This is a genomic window from Mycobacterium celatum, from assembly GCF_002101595.1.
GTDB lineage: Bacteria > Actinomycetota > Actinomycetes > Mycobacteriales > Mycobacteriaceae > Mycobacterium > Mycobacterium celatum.
Genome location: NZ_LQOM01000054.1, coordinates 25084 through 39492 on the forward strand (window position 1 = coordinate 25084; position 14409 = coordinate 39492).

Here is a 14409-nt window from a genome sequence, read left to right on the forward strand (position 1 = left end):
CGAAGTGACAACGCCAAATCCGTCCGACGCGGGTTCGGGCGAGGTCGTCGCTGCGCCGGTTCCCGAGCCGATCAGCCCGCCCACCATCCCATGGGGCAGAAGCAAACCCCGGCTGGGCGATCGCGTCTTTCGCGGGCTTTCGGAGGGTTCGGGTGTCCTGATCGTCGTGCTGATCGGCGCGATCGCGGTGTTTCTGTTGTGGCGCGCCATCCCGGCGCTGGCCCGCAACAAGGAGAACTTCTTCACCTACGGCGGCAACTGGGTCACCACCGACACCTCGGCGATGCACTTCGGCATCTTCGACATGCTGCAGGTCACGGTCTTCGTCGCGTTGTTCGCGTTGATGCTGGCCATGCCGGTGGCGCTGGGCATCGCAATCTATCTCACCCAGTACGCGCCGCGGCGGGTGGTGGGACCGCTGGCCTACATGGTGGACCTGCTCGCCGCGGTGCCCTCGATCATCTACGGCGTATGGGGCCTGTATGTGCTGGCCCCGCGGCTGCGGCCGATCGCGACGTGGCTCAACCACCACCTGGGGTGGTGCTTTCTGTTCGCCAACGGCAACGCGTCGGTGGCCGGTGGCGGCACCATCTTCACCGCCGGGATCGTGCTGGCGGTGATGATCCTGCCGATCATCACCGCGGTCACGCGCGAGGTGTTCGTCCAGACGCCGCAGTCCCACATCGAGGCGGCGCTGGCGCTCGGCGCCACCCGCTGGGAAGTGGTCAAGACGACGGTGCTGCCGTTCGGCCGGTCCGGCTACATCAGCGGCGCGATGCTGGGGCTGGGCCGCGCGCTGGGCGAGACCGTCGCGCTGCTGATCATCCTGCGCGGCACGCAATCGGCGTTCGGCTGGTCGCTGTTCGACGGCGGCTACACTTTCGCCAGCAAAATCGCAGCCACCGCCTCGGAATTCAACGACCAGTACAAGGCCGGCGCGTACATCGCCGCTGGCTTGGTGCTGTTCCTGCTCACCTTCTTGGTCAACGCGTTAGCTCGCGCGGCGGTCGCGGGTAAGGGAACTCGATGACGTCGATCCTGGACCGCCCGGTCAAGGCGCGCACATTCGCCGGCACCAGCCTGCGGCGCCGGGTCGCCGACAACGTCGCGACCGTGCTGGTGACGCTGTCGATGGCGGTGGCGCTGGTCCCGTTGCTGTGGGTGCTCTACTCGGTGGTCGCCAAGGGATTCCGGGCGATCACGTCCACTGTGTGGTGGACACACTCGCAGGCCGGCATGACAGCGTTCGTGACCGGCGGCGGCGCTTACCACGCGATCGTCGGGACCGTGCTGCAGGGACTGGTGTGCGCGGCCATCTCGATCCCGATCGGCGTGTTCGTCGCGATCTACCTCGTCGAATACGGGGCGGGCACCGGCCTGGGCCGGTTGACGACGTTCATGGTCGACATCCTCACCGGCGTGCCGTCGATTGTCGCGGCGCTGTTCATCTACGCGCTGTGCGTGGCCACCCTGGGTCTTCCGCGATCTGGTCTGGCGGTGTCGCTGGCGCTGGTGTTGTTGATGCTTCCGGTGATCGTGCGGGCCACCGAGGAGATGTTGCGGATTGTCCCGGTGGATTTGCGCGAGGCCAGCTACGCGCTCGGCGTACCGAAATGGAAAACCATTGCGCGAATTGTGATTCCGACGGGCCTGTCCGGCATCATCACCGGCATCATGCTGGCGCTGGCGCGGGTGATGGGCGAGACGGCGCCACTGCTGATTCTGGTGGGCTATTCGCAAGCGATGAACTTCGACATGGTCAGCGGCTTCATGGGCTCGCTGCCCGGTATGATGTATGACCAGACCTCGGCCGGCGCAGGAGCCAATCCCGTCCCGACCGAACGACTGTGGGGCGCTGCGGTGACGCTTATACTGCTGATCGCCGTGATCAATGTCGGGGCCAAAGTGGTCGCGAATATCTTTGCGCCTAAGAAATTCTAGGCAGGAGCAGCGGTGGCTAAGCGGTTGGACCTCAAAGACCTCAACATCTATTACGGGTCGTTTCATGCGGTCGCCGATGTGTCGCTGTCGGTGCTGCCGCGCAGTGTGACCGCCTTCATCGGGCCGTCCGGCTGCGGCAAGACGACCGTGCTGCGCACGCTCAACCGCATGCACGAGGTCATCCCCGGCGCCCGGGTGGAGGGCACGGTGTTGCTGGACGACGACGACATCTACGCTCCCGGTATCGACCCGGTCGGTGTGCGCAGGGCGATCGGGATGGTGTTCCAGCGGCCAAATCCCTTCCCCACCATGTCAATTCGCGATAACGTGGTGGCCGGGCTGAAGCTGCAGGGGGTACGCAACCGCAAGGTCCTCGACGACACCGCCGAATATTCGTTGCGCGGAGCCAACTTATGGGACGAGGTCAAAGACCGGCTGGACCGGCCCGGCGGCGGGTTGTCCGGCGGACAGCAGCAGCGGCTGTGCATCGCCCGGGCTATCGCCGTGCAGCCCGACGTGCTGCTGATGGACGAGCCGTGCTCGTCGCTGGACCCGATTTCGACGATGGCGATCGAGGAGCTGATCGCCGAGCTCAAGCAGGATTACACCATCGTCATCGTCACCCACAACATGCAGCAGGCCGCGCGGGTCAGCAACCAGACAGCGTTCTTCAACCTGGAGGCCGTCGGAAAACCCGGCCGGCTGGTGGAGATCGACGACACCGAGAAGATCTTCTCCAACCCCACCCAGAAAGCCACCGAAGACTACATTTCCGGCCGCTTCGGTTAGCGCTCGCGGTCTAGCTGGACGGCACCGTGTCGTCTTCGGGGAACCGGCCGGTCGCCTGGAAAATGACGCGGCGCGCTACCTCGACGGCGTGGTCGGCGAAGCGCTCGTAGAACCGGCCCAGCAATGTCACGTCGACGGCGGCGGCCACGCCGTGCTTCCACTCGCGGTCCATCAGCACGGTGAACAGGTGCCGGTGCAGGTCGTCCATCGCGTCGTCTTCTTCGCGGATGCGGGCCGCCTTCTCCGGGTCGCGCGATAACAGCACCTCCTGTGCGCTGTTTCCCAATTCGACTGCGACCCTGCCCATTTCGGCGAAGTAGCCGTTGACCTCCTCGGGCAGGGCATGCTGGGGGTGGCGCCGTCGGGCGATCTTGGCGACATGCAAAGCAAGCGCGCCCATCCGGTCGATGTCGGCGACCATCTGGATCGCGCTGACGATCGCGCGCAGGTCACCGGCGACCGGTGCCTGCAAAGCCAGCAGCACAAAAGCGCTTTCCTCCGCACGGGCGCTCAGCGTCGCGATTTTCTCGTGATCGGAGATGACCTGTTCGGCCAGCACCAGGTCGGCCTGCAGCAGTGCCTGCGTCGCACGTTCCATCGCGGCCCCGGCGAGCCCGCACATCTCGCCAAGCCGCTCGGAGAGCCCGGAAAGTTGTTCCTGGTAGGCGGTCCGCATGTTGTCAAGACTACGTTCTCAGCCGGGAAAAGCCAGGAAGCCCGACCTGAATTGGCGGTGAATGCCAATTACGGCTATTCGCAGGTGGTGTCGGCGGCGTTGGTGACCGTCAAGTCCTCGGGAAGCTTGGTCGGCGTGCTGCTGGCGCTGCGGTCGATCTGCACGCTGACCGACGAGCCGCTGGGCGGCGGAGCCGAGACAGCCCGGAAGTCCGGGCCGAGGACAACCTGCACAACCTGCTCAATTCCGGTGACCCGCTCCACCTTTGAGCTGCCGAACGACGCGGCCACCGTCGCGGCGGCCTGCTCGTTGCCCGGCGAGAAGAACACCGTCGTCGATTTCAGCGAGCTGGGGTAGTCGTCGGGCTCCTTGACCTTGAAGCCGTACTGCTGCAATTCAGCGGCGGCGGTGGCGGCCAGACCCGACTTGCCCGTCGAGTTGGAGACCTGCACGGTGATCTCCTGCGGCGATGCCGTCACCGCCTGCACCTGCTCGGCGTGCGGCGCGGTGCTCGGGCTGGGCTGCGCAGCTTGGCTGGTGCTCGACTGGGCTGTCGGGGCCGAAGTCGCGTTCTTGTCGTTTTCGCCGGGCAGCGGATCGTCGTTGATGATCGCGTCGAAGAGCGCGCGCATGTCGGTGGTGCGCGGCGGCTCGTTGCCATTCTCGTCGGTTTCGCCGGTCGGGACGGTGACGAAGGTGATGTGGCCGGCCGACACGCCTTGCACCGATTGGCCGAGGTCGACGAGGTCCTTGGTCTTGACGTTGTCGACGTAGCTGTCGCTGATGAACATATTGACGACGTTGTTGAGCTTGCTCATCGAAAAGAACGTGTCGCGCGAAATCAGCGAACGCAGCAGCGACGACAAGAACCGCTGCTGGCGTTTGATGCGCCCGTAGTCGCCGTTGTTCTCGGTGGTGACGTTGCGGGCCCGCACGTAGTTCAGCGCCGTCGTCCCGTCGACGACCTGACGGCCGGCATGGTCGAGCACCGTGCCCAGCTCGGCGTCCTTCAAGGGGCTGGTCGTGCAGACCTCGACCCCGCCGAGCGCGTCGACCATCTTGGCGAAGCCGGCGAAGTCGATCGCCATGAAGCGGTTGATGGACAGCCCGGACAGCTTCTGGATGACTTTGACCAGGCACTTGGGACCGCCGAAGGCGTACGCGGAGTTCAGTTTGGTCTCGGTGTAGACGTAGCGAGGTCCGTAGGTCCCGGTGTCCTCGTCGTAGAGCGGGCCGTAGGCGCCGGTGTCGGGGTTCCAGGCCTCGCATTTCATCGGCGTGATCGCCAGGTCGCGCGGAAACGACACGGCGACCACGCGTTTACGGTTCGCCGGGATGTTGACCAGCATGATGGTGTCGGATCGGGCGCCACCGGCGTCCTCGGTATCGCCGGCGCCCATCTCGCCGTTCGCCCCGGCGCGGGAGTCGACGCCGACGATCAGGAAATCCTCATCGCCGTACTGGCCGCTGGGGTCCATGATGTCGTGCGAATGCGGGTCGAGCGCGCTGACGTTGTTGAGCCGGTTGTTCTTCGACGCGCTCCACTGGTACGCCCCGCCGGTCAGGGCCAGCGAAAGCACGGCGATCAACGCCGCCACCGCGCGGCCGGCCACCAACAGCGGGCGGCGCTTGCGTTTCGGTGCGGGCTCCGGGATTTCGGCGGCATCCGGGTCTCCGACGATCCGGGCCGGTGGCACCCGGCCCGACGCCGGGGGTAGCACCGTGGTTTCTTCGACGGCGGCGAGACGCCGTGGGCGGGGCGCGAGGTCCAGGTCCGGCAGCTCAGAGGCGTACGCCGACGACATCGGTGGGGCGTAGGAGTCGAAGTGGTAATCCGGCTCGTCGTCGGGCTGCGGCGGAAGCTCGTCTGGCCGTTCGATTTCCGGCTCGGCGCGGTGGCGGCTGCGCCGGGCCGGGGGCGGGCCGCCGACCTTGGCGATCAGGTCGGCGACTGTGAGTCCGCCGTCGGTGTGGCACCCGCTCGAGTTTTCGTCGCGGTGGGTGCGTGTGACCGGCGGCGCCGGCCGGCGAGGGGCTGCGACGGCGCCGCGGGGCGATGTCCCGAACCGTTCCCACGGCGCGGCGGGTAGCGACCGCGGCGAAGTTCCGGTAAGCCCGATGTCGTCACCGTTGAGGGCGGCGGCGTGCGGGCGGCCCGGAGTGGCGTTGTTGCCGTCACTCATGTCCTACCGGCCTCCGAAACTCTGATGAGGTGCTCGACGGGTTCGTGCGCATACGTCAGGGCAGTGCTCGCGGTGGCGGCACCACTCATTCGCGCTCCCCCGGGGGTCCACCGGAGCGCGTTGCAACAAGTTCCACATCGTAGCCAGACATCGGCCGAAACGCGATGTCGAGATCGTTGCGGTTCAGCCACCGGAGTGCATGATGTCCGCCCGGGCCGGCACGGTGCAGTCGTCGCGGTCGGACAGCCAGCCGTCGGGCAGTGCGACCCGCGCCGGCGAGCCCTGGCGGCCCCGCGGCCCGGTGGCCGCCTCCGGGAAGGGGACGGCCGGGTCGAGCTGGTCCAGCAGACAGTCAAGCTGGTCGAGTGTCTTGACCAGCGCCAGCGACCGTCGCAGCTCCGAGCCGGCAGGAAAGCCGTGCAGGTACCAGCCGATGTGCTTGCGGATGTCGCGCATGCCCTTGTCTTCGCCGAAGTGGGCGGCCAGCAGCGCGCCGTGCCGGCGGATGATGTCGGCGACCTCGCCGAGGGTCGGCGGCGTGGGCGGCGGTCCGCCGGTGAAGGCGGCTGACAGCTCGGCGAACAGCCACGGCCGGCCCAGGCAGCCGCGGCCGATGACGACGCCGTCGCAGCCGGTGCTGGCCATCATGGTCAGGGCGTCGCTGGCGTCGAAGATGTCGCCGTTGCCCAGCACCGGGATCGTCCGCACCTGCGCTTTGAGCGCAGCGATCTGCTCCCAGTCCGCCGCCCCGGAGTAGCGCTGCGCGGCGGTGCGGGCATGCAGCGCCACCGCGGCGGCACCCTCGGCTTCGGCGATGCGGCCGGCGTCCAGGTGGGTGTGGTGGTCGTCGTCGATGCCGATCCGGAACTTGACCGTCACCGGGATGTCGGTGCCCTCGGTGGCGCGCACGGCCGCGGCGACGATCTGTCCGAACAGCCGCCGCTTGTAGGGCAGCGCCGCCCCGCCGCCGCGACGGGTCACCTTGGGCACCGGGCAGCCGAAGTTCATGTCGACGTGATCGGCCAGGTCCTCGTCGGCGATCATCTTCACCGCCGCGTAGGTGGTGGCCGGGTCGACGGTGTAGAGCTGCAGCGACCGCGGCGACTCGTCGGGGGAGAACGTCGTCATGTGCATGGTGACCGGATGCCGCTCGACGAGCGCCCGCGCGGTCACCATCTCGCAGACGTAAAGCCCGCTGATTGTCCCGACGAGTGCCTGCTCGAGCTCACGGCACAGCGTCCGGAACGCAACGTTGGTCACACCCGCCATCGGTGCTAACACCACCGGGCTGGCGAGCGTGATCGGCCCGATGCGCACCGGCGGCTACCGCCGGCTCATCGTCAGCGTGCCTGCGGTGGTGTGCAGCTCGCGCGCGGTGACCCGCTTGCCCGTGCGGGCTTCCCGGTCGAGTTGGCGCTGCTTGGACACCTCGAACTTCTCGCAGGCAACCTCGAGCTCCTTGATCAGCAACGCGAGGTCGTCACGCATCTTGGCGGCCTCACCGGTGAAGTCGTCGCGCTCGAAGATGCGCCACTTCTTCAGCACCGGCATGACGACGTCGTCGAGGTGGATGCGCGGGTCGTATACCCCGCCGACGGCGATCATCACGGCCTTGCGCCGGAACTCCGGCACCTGGAAACCGGGCATCTGGAAGTTGCGCAGCACCCGGTGCAGCGACTTCATCGCCTGGTTGGGCGCGATCTCCAGACCGGCCTCGCTGACGTCGCGGTAGAAGATCATGTGCAGGTTCTCGTCGGCCGAGACCTTGGCCAGCAGCTGGTCGGCGATCGGGTCATTACACGCCTTACCGGTGTTGCGGTGCGAGATGCGGGTGGCGAGCTCCTGGAAGGTGACGTAGAGGATCGAGTCGAAGAGGCTCTCCGCGAACAGGTCGCCCTGGTGGTTCTGGCCCGGGCTGAAGCCCCGGTTCACCACCTCGAGGCGCAGCAACTCCAGCTCGACGGGGTCGACCGCCCGGGTCACCACCAGGTAGTCGCGCAGCGCGATCCCGTGCCGGTTTTCCTCGGCGGTCCACCGGTTGACCCACTGGCCCCAGGCGCCGTCCATCCCGAAGTTCATCGCGATCTCGCGGTGATAGGACGGCAGGTTGTCCTCGGTGACCAGGTTCTGCACCATCGCCACCTGGGCGACGTCGGAGAGCTTCGACTGCCCCGGCTCCCAGTCCTGCCCGCCCAGCGCGTAGTAGTTCTTTCCGTCCGACCACGGGATGTAGTCGTGCGGGTTCCAGTTCTTGTGCATGGACAGATGCCGGTTCAGGTTCTTCTCGACGACCGGCTCGAGCTCGCGCAACAGGTGCAGGTCAGTCAAGTCAGCCGACATGGCCCCTCCAGTTATCTGTGTCTGTTGGTAGCAGTCAATATATCTGTGTACGCCGGTAGCATCAAGTTCCCGCCAGCGCGTCTGAACCGAGTCGACTGCTAGACCGCGGCGCGGCTGAGCAGCATCTCTACGCAGTAGTCGATGAACTGCTTGCGAGTGGCCGCCAGCCGCCCGTCCAGGTACGCGGTGAACAACGCGGTGAGGCCGCCGATCAAGCTGGTGGCCACCATGTTCTGCATCACCGGGTCGCCGATCCGGGTCAGCTTGCGCTGCAGCAGCTCGATGAAGTTCGGCATCCATTCCGCGCCGGAGCGTGTCAGCACCGGCTCCACCTCGGGTGCCAACAGCAGCACGCGGCCCCGCACCGGGTCGTCGACCATCAGCGCAACGAACTGCTCCACGGCCTCGCGAGGTGTGTTCGCCGACGTCAGCGTCGACATTGCCCGGGTGCAGACGTCGTCGTACACCGCGCGCACGAATTCGTCTCGGTCAGTGAAGCTTTCGTAGAAGTAGCGTTCGGTCAGCCCGGCCTCGCGACACACCGCCCTAACGGTGACCGCCGGGCCGGCTTCGCCGCCGAGCAATTGCACTCCGGCAGCGACGAGTTTGTCCCGGCGCAGGGCCTGGCGATCCTCAAGGGGAACACCGGACCAGCGGCCCCGTCGTTGACCGGACGACACATCGCTCCTAAGGTTTAGGTTGACAACGCATGTAGTCAGTATGGCTGAGATCAGACAGGAAACTTCATTAGTGACTCAAGATACGTCTGAGGCGCGCCCGCTGACCAGCGAAGGCGGGCCGGCCGAGGGGGTGGCCTCGGGCTGCCCGGTCTCGCCGACGGGATACGACGCGCCGCCCACGCCGCTCGGCCCGGATTCGCTCACCTGGAAATACTTCGGCGACTGGCGCGGCATGCTGCAGGGCCCGTGGGCGGGCTCGATGCAGAACATGCATCCGCAGCTGGGCGCGGCGGTCGAAGACCACTCGACGTTTTTCCGGGAGCGCTGGCCGCGGCTGCTGCGCTCGCTCTACCCGATCGGCGGCGTGGTGTTCGACGGCGATCGTGCGCCGACGACCGGCGCCGAGGTGCGCGACTACCACGTCGACATCAAGGGCGTCGACGCGCTGGGCCGCCGCTACCACGCACTGAACCCCGATGTCTTCTACTGGGCGCACGCCACCTTCTTCGTCGGCACTTTGATTGTGGCCGAACGGTTTTGCGGCGGAATCACCGAGGCGCAAAAACGGCAGTTGTTCGACGAGCACGTCGAGTGGTACCGGATGTATGGCATGAGCATGCGGCCGGTGCCCAAATCCTGGGAGGACTTTCAGCTCTACTGGGACCACATGTGTCGCGAGGTACTGGAGAACAACTATGCCGCGCGCGAGGTGCTCAACCTGACCGAGTTACCCAAACCACCGTTCGCGCAATGGCTTCCGGATTGGTTGTGGGCGGTGCAGCGTAAGCTGATGGCACCGTTCTTCGTCTGGTTCACCGTGGGCCTCTACGATCCGCCGGTGCGCGAGCTGATGGGCTATACCTGGTCGTCCCGAGACGAGTGGCTGCACCGCCGGTTCGGTGACGTCGTTCGCCTGGTCTTCGCCTTGGTGCCGCGGCGTTACCGCAAGCATCCGCGGGCCCGGGCCGGGTGGGACCGTGCTACCGGCCGCATCCCGGCTGACACACCGCTGATGCACACCCCCGCGCGCAACCTGCCGCCGGCCGACGAGCGCGGGAACCCAAAGCACTACTGCCCCAACGTTTAACCCGCGTCAGTGGGCGTGGCTGTGCGCCTCCTCGAGCCCGGCCTGGTGCACGTGCTGATGAGTGTGCTCGGTGCCGTCGTCGTGGGCGTGGGCATGCTCGTGTTCGACGTGCTCGTGCTCGTGCGTGGTGTGCGCGTGCGTATGAGCGACGCCGCCGTGCTCATGTTCGTGTGAGTGCGGCGCTTCGTGCGGGTGGTCGTGGTGTGACATGATCCTTATCTCCTTTGTTGCGTTGTCTTTTCGGCAACGATCTGCAGTCCGGCCTCAGCGCGGTGATGCGGCGGAACGCCCGGACCGGCATGCTCGGCATTGAAGACGGCGTCGGTGACGAGCTGGCACACGTGATCGTTTTCCAGGCTGTAGAAGATCGTGGTGCCTTCGCGTCGAGTGCGGACCAGCCGCGCCATCCGCAGCTTGGCGAGATGCTGCGAGACCGACGGGGCCGGTTTGCCCACATGCTCGGCGAGTTCGTTGACCGACATCTCCCGATGGGCAAGCGACCACAGCACCTGCACCCGTGTGGGATCCGCCAGCATGCGGAACACCTCGGCCACCAGGCGGACCTGATCGTCCGGCAGCCGCATATCCCTATTACTTGCATGCATACGCAGATAGTAGCGCACTGCGAGTCTGGACTGTCAGTCCCCATCCGCTACAGATAACTAGCTGATCTATATTATTGAAAACCTCAGATGGGAGTACCGGAATGCGCACCGACAGCGATACCTGGGATCTGGCGAGCAGCGTCGGCGCGACGGCGACGATGGTTGCCGCCCAGCGGGCGCTGGCGGCGTCGGCGTCGCTGATCGACGACCCGTTCGCCGCGCCGCTGGTGCGTGCCGTCGGCTACGACGTCTACACCCGGCTGGTGGACGGGCAGATCCCGGTCACCGGGGACTCCGAATTCGACCCGGACCGGATGGCCCGGGGGATGGCGGTGCGAACCCGGTTCTACGACCGCTTCTTTGTCGAGGCGACGGAGAGCGGCATCCGTCAGGCGGTGATCGTGGCGGCGGGCCTCGACGCGCGGGCGTACCGCTTGCCGTGGCCGGCGGGAACCGTCGTCTACGAGGTCGATATGCCTGAGGTGATCGATTTCAAGACCTCGACGCTGGCCAAGTTGGGCGCCGAGCCGACGGCGGAGCGGCGGACCGTGGCCGTCGACCTGCGCGACGACTGGCCGGCGGCGCTGCGGGCCGCCGGATTCGACACGGACGCCGCCGCGGCGTGGAGCGCCGAGGGCCTGGTGGTGTATCTGCCGCCGGACGCCCAGGACGCGCTGTTCGACAACATCACCGCGCTGAGCGCTGCCGGCAGTCGACTGGCATGCGAATTCGTGCCGGACACAACAATTTTCGCCGACGAGCGGTGGCGGGCGCATCACGAGCGGATGAGCGGGCTCGGGTTCGACATCGACTTCAACGAACTCGTCTACCACTTCGAGCGCAGTCACATCGTCGAGTACCTGACCCGGCATCGCTGGCAGGTGTCGCACTGCACGGTCGCGCAGCTGCATGCTGCAAACGGTTTCGTCTATCCCGACGACGACGTCGCGGCGGCTTTCGCCGACGTCACCTATCTCAGCGCGGTGCTCGGCGGTTAGTGCAGCTGCGGTAGGACTTTCGTGCGGTAGAACTCGATCGCCGTTTTCGGGTCCTGCTGCCCGAAGTGCATGAACGGTATCGCCCCGGCGTCGAGAACGGACTGCACTGCTTTGACGTGGACGGCCGGGTCGGTGCCGGTGGTCCAGCCCTTGATCACCTTGTCGAGCGGGTTAGCTTCGGCCGCACGCTGGATTTCGACGGGGTTGGGTTGGTCGACGGCCCCGCCGGTGAAGCGCCACAGCTCGGCGGCCCGGTTGATCTCGGCCTGGTCGCCGACCACGGCGAACATCTCGGCCCGCTTGCCCAGCGTCGCGGGGTTGCGGCCGGAGTCCTTGGCGCCCTGGGTGAATGCGGCGACGAGCTTCTGGTCTTTGACGTCGTTGGCCTGACAGATCCAGCCGTCGCCGTATTGACCCGCCAGGTGTGCGCTTTTCGGGCCGCCGGCGGCGACGAAGATCGGCGGGGGCTTTTGCGGCAGGTCGTAGATCTTGAGCTGGTTGGTCTGAAAGTATTTGCCCTGGAACGAGATTCGTTGACCGGTCCACAGTTGCCGGATGAGCTGGATGGCCTCGATGAGCCGGTCGTGGCGCTCGCGGTAGCTGCCGAACTGGGTGGTGGCGGCCTGTTCGTTGAGGCGCTCGCCGGTGCCGACGCCGAGGAACACCCGCCCGGGGTAGAGCGCTTCGAGCGAGGCGAAGGCGTGCGCCACGGTCGTCGGGTGGTAGCGGTAGATCGGGCAGGTGACGCCGGTGCCGAACGGGATGTGGTTGGTGCGCTGGCCAACCAACGCCAGCGTGATCCACGGGAACATCGCGTGGCCCTCGTTGTCCTGCCACGGCTGGATGTGGTCGCTGGCCCACAGGTAACGAAACCCGGCCTGCTCGGCGGCCTGGGCCTGCTCGACCAGCTGGGCGGTGGGGAACTGCTCGTGGGAGAGCACGAAGCCCACGCCCGGGCCCGACGGCGTGGGCGGGGCAGTCGGCGTGGTTTCGGGCTTTGAGCTGCACGCGGCGGCAATGCCGGTGGCGCTCAGCCCTGCGGCGATCAGACCGAACGAGCGGCGTGATATTCCTCTCATCGCCTAGGGGTACCCAGGTTTACCTACCTGTCGTTTGCGCGCAGTAGCTTTCAAGATCCTTTTGTGTATAGCCCCGCGTGGCAATGCCCCCGACCGCCGACTGGTTCGCGGCGATCTGGGATGTCGGGTCGAACTGGCCCCACTTGGCGCCGGTCATCCATCAGCGATGAGCCCGCGTGCAGGTTCAGTCGTCGGCCAGCTGGAATAGCTCCTCGCCGTAGTAGCCGCCGAGCAGGAATCCAAACCGGTCGAGGTCAACGATGAGCTCCTGGAGTAAATATTCGTCGACCCCACTCCCAGTGGCGGCGAAACCAGCGTTGTGACCGCCTTGCGCACCAACTGGCCGCCAAGGATGACGAGATCAAAAGACTCAGAACCCTAGTGCGCCAGCAGGAATCGACGATGGCCCTTCTCTACGGGCAACTCGACTCACAAAGCCCCTGAGCGCACGAGAGGCCTCAAAGGTGCACATCGTGTCCTGAAAGGCACCGGCAGCTTGAGGCGCATCTGGACGGCCTGGACAACCGGTCGTTTATCCGTCTGCAAAAGGGCCGCCATGCCGCACCGACGGGGCCGACGCTGCAGCGGTAGCCGGTCTGCGCCCAGACAATCCGAAATCGACAGTTGCATCGCCGATACCCAACGATGTATCGTTATGTATCGCTAGCTATCGCAGCTGGCCTCCGGCGATGTGAGGAGACGACGTGTGCCCGCGGGCACGACCGGGCAGGCTCGGCGCTCGGTTCGGAACGTCAACCCACACCGGCATCGACGCGCACCTTTTCGTCGCCCCGCAGGATGGCTACCGCGTGCACAACCTCAACATCTCGGCCGGTGTAGCCCGGCCTCGAAAGTGAAGGGATGCAACCACAATGGACCTCGACCGGATCGCTCATCCGCTGCGGCTGGCCAAAGGATCCCATCAGTCAGGATCAGGCAAGGGCTGCGCGATGAACGTCATCTCCTACATCAACGGCGACACACAGGTCACCGACTTTCCGGCCTGCTCGGCTCGCCCGCTGGCCGCCCTCGTCCAGTGCTGCAACGATCTGTTGGCCGGACCCGACGGCTACCTCTCACCGGAACACAGCGTGCTTGCCCTCGACCTGGGCTGGCAGACCGTGGGAACTGCAGACGTTGCCGACACGGTCATCCACGCCTGGGTGGCCGAGCTGCTGACCAACCCCACCTGGGGAGTCATCGGTTACGCCAAAATCACCGCGATCAAGGCGATCACCGACATCGCCGAGCTGCACCGGCGCACCGCGTGGGAGGCCGCCGAGCGCGCCGCCCGCTCCGCCGCCCATGCGATCGGCCCGACCTCAAACGCGGCCGCAGCGCAAGCCGTGCAGGCCGCATACGAATCGACCGCCCTCATCGACACCCACCGCCAGGCGGCACTTCGTGCGGTCACCGGCGCCAGCCCTGCGGGCCCATTTGCTGGCCACCGGGGACAGCAAGACAACGCGCATTGTCGAACTCACCCGCCATGCCATCCGCTCGTGGCGTCATCTGGCCGGGCTCGACAACGTCGCCGACACCAGCTCGACAGCACCCCCCAAGACCCTGCACCTCGTCGAGGTACTCGGCACGAATTTCTACCACCGCAACCGTGTTAACGCCCGGCTCTGGGCTCGCTGACAGCAGATGGCCATACGATCACTGACCGGCGCGGCGGCATTTTCACGGCGGGAACGCCCCCACGGTCTCGGGTAGTAGGCATGATGCGATGCATGAGCGACACATCCCAAGCACCGGTCCGTTCGACTTTCCTCACCACGTCGCCACCGTTCGGGGCACCGCCGCAAGATCCGGACAGGCTCTACCCGGTTGCGGCGTGGGTTGCGATCATCGCGGGGATTCTCGTGGCCATCGCGACCACCGCCTTTTGCGTCTTCGCGCTCTGGTGCCTAAGCACCGGTAGGACGCCGCCATGGTTTAAGGCCGGCGGCCGGTGTTGCGTCCAGGGAAGTGGTGTACGGGGGGCTTCGGCCAGCGTGTCGTAGCCGGGTAGAAGGCGGTCATCGCGTG

The 14409-nt window shown here is 66.4% G+C and carries 13 protein-coding genes and 1 pseudogene; 6 read left to right on the forward strand and 8 right to left on the reverse strand.

Annotated elements, in window-relative coordinates; genetic code table 11:
- The first annotated feature begins 4 nt into the window (after window positions 1–4).
- Genes pstC through pstB form a run of 3 tightly spaced genes read left to right on the forward strand, consistent with a single transcriptional unit; the run spans window position 5 to window position 2730 of the window.
- Complete coding sequence (pstC, locus tag AWB95_RS22700) at window positions 5–1030, forward strand: phosphate ABC transporter permease subunit PstC (RefSeq protein ID WP_062541069.1); 1026 nt, start codon at window positions 5–7, stop codon at window positions 1028–1030.
- Complete coding sequence (gene pstA, locus AWB95_RS22705; RefSeq protein ID WP_062541068.1) at window positions 1027–1941, forward strand: phosphate ABC transporter permease PstA; 915 nt, start codon at window positions 1027–1029, stop codon at window positions 1939–1941. Before pstC ends, pstA begins: the two co-directional genes overlap by 4 nt.
- 12 nt (window positions 1942–1953) lie before the next feature.
- A complete protein-coding gene (gene pstB / locus AWB95_RS22710) occupies window positions 1954–2730 on the forward strand; it encodes a phosphate ABC transporter ATP-binding protein PstB (protein ID WP_045374409.1) in 777 nt (258 codons plus the stop codon).
- Between the two features lie 10 nt (window positions 2731–2740).
- Here the strand turns inward: pstB and phoU are convergent, their stop codons facing one another.
- The 5 genes from phoU to AWB95_RS22735 form a co-directional block, all read right to left on the reverse strand.
- Window positions 2741–3406: a phosphate signaling complex protein PhoU gene (gene phoU, locus AWB95_RS22715; protein WP_062541067.1), complete on the reverse strand. Its 666-nt coding sequence runs from the start codon at window positions 3404–3406 to the stop codon at window positions 2741–2743.
- A gap of 74 nt (window positions 3407–3480) precedes the next feature.
- Window positions 3481–5589 (reverse strand): LCP family protein, encoded by a 2109-nt coding sequence (locus AWB95_RS22720; protein ID WP_085168677.1) that lies wholly within the window; start codon window positions 5587–5589, stop codon window positions 3481–3483.
- Window positions 5590–5772: 183 nt separating this feature from the next.
- The gene (gene dusB / locus AWB95_RS22725; RefSeq protein ID WP_085168678.1) at window positions 5773–6906 is read right to left on the reverse strand and encodes a tRNA dihydrouridine synthase DusB; all 1134 of its coding nucleotides are present in this window, start codon (window positions 6904–6906) and stop codon (window positions 5773–5775) included.
- Between the two features lie 6 nt (window positions 6907–6912).
- Window positions 6913–7929, reverse strand: a complete 1017-nt coding sequence (locus AWB95_RS22730; RefSeq protein WP_062541758.1) for an acyl-ACP desaturase — start codon at window positions 7927–7929, stop codon at window positions 6913–6915.
- Window positions 7930–8027: 98 nt separating this feature from the next.
- A complete protein-coding gene (locus AWB95_RS22735; RefSeq protein ID WP_062541757.1) occupies window positions 8028–8609 on the reverse strand; it encodes a TetR/AcrR family transcriptional regulator in 582 nt (193 codons plus the stop codon).
- 70 nt (window positions 8610–8679) lie between these two features.
- On the opposite strand from AWB95_RS22735, the gene AWB95_RS22740 reads away from it, so the two are divergent.
- The gene (locus AWB95_RS22740; protein ID WP_062541756.1) at window positions 8680–9696 is read left to right on the forward strand and encodes an oxygenase MpaB family protein; all 1017 of its coding nucleotides are present in this window, start codon (window positions 8680–8682) and stop codon (window positions 9694–9696) included.
- Window positions 9697–9702: 6 nt separating this feature from the next.
- Here the strand turns inward: AWB95_RS22740 and AWB95_RS22745 are convergent, their stop codons facing one another.
- Window positions 9703–9906 (reverse strand): zinc transporter Slc39a7, encoded by a 204-nt coding sequence (locus AWB95_RS22745; protein WP_084707436.1) that lies wholly within the window; start codon window positions 9904–9906, stop codon window positions 9703–9705.
- A 3-nt stretch (window positions 9907–9909) separates the two neighbouring features.
- Window positions 9910–10301: pseudogene (locus AWB95_RS22750) on the reverse strand (ArsR/SmtB family transcription factor); the annotation flags it as partial.
- A gap of 101 nt (window positions 10302–10402) precedes the next feature.
- Here AWB95_RS22750 and AWB95_RS22755 point away from each other — a divergent pair.
- A complete protein-coding gene (locus tag AWB95_RS22755; RefSeq protein ID WP_062541755.1) occupies window positions 10403–11299 on the forward strand; it encodes an SAM-dependent methyltransferase in 897 nt (298 codons plus the stop codon).
- Here AWB95_RS22755 and AWB95_RS22760 read toward each other — a convergent pair.
- Window positions 11296–12378, reverse strand: a complete 1083-nt coding sequence (locus AWB95_RS22760; RefSeq protein WP_062541754.1) for a F420-dependent hydroxymycolic acid dehydrogenase — start codon at window positions 12376–12378, stop codon at window positions 11296–11298. The two genes, AWB95_RS22755 and AWB95_RS22760, sit on opposite strands and share 4 nt — an antisense overlap.
- An 872-nt stretch (window positions 12379–13250) precedes the next feature.
- On the opposite strand from AWB95_RS22760, the gene AWB95_RS22765 reads away from it, so the two are divergent.
- Window positions 13251–13997, forward strand: coding sequence for a hypothetical protein (locus AWB95_RS22765; RefSeq protein WP_062541753.1), 747 nt, complete (start codon window positions 13251–13253; stop codon window positions 13995–13997).
- Window positions 13998–14409: the final 412 nt, after the last annotated feature.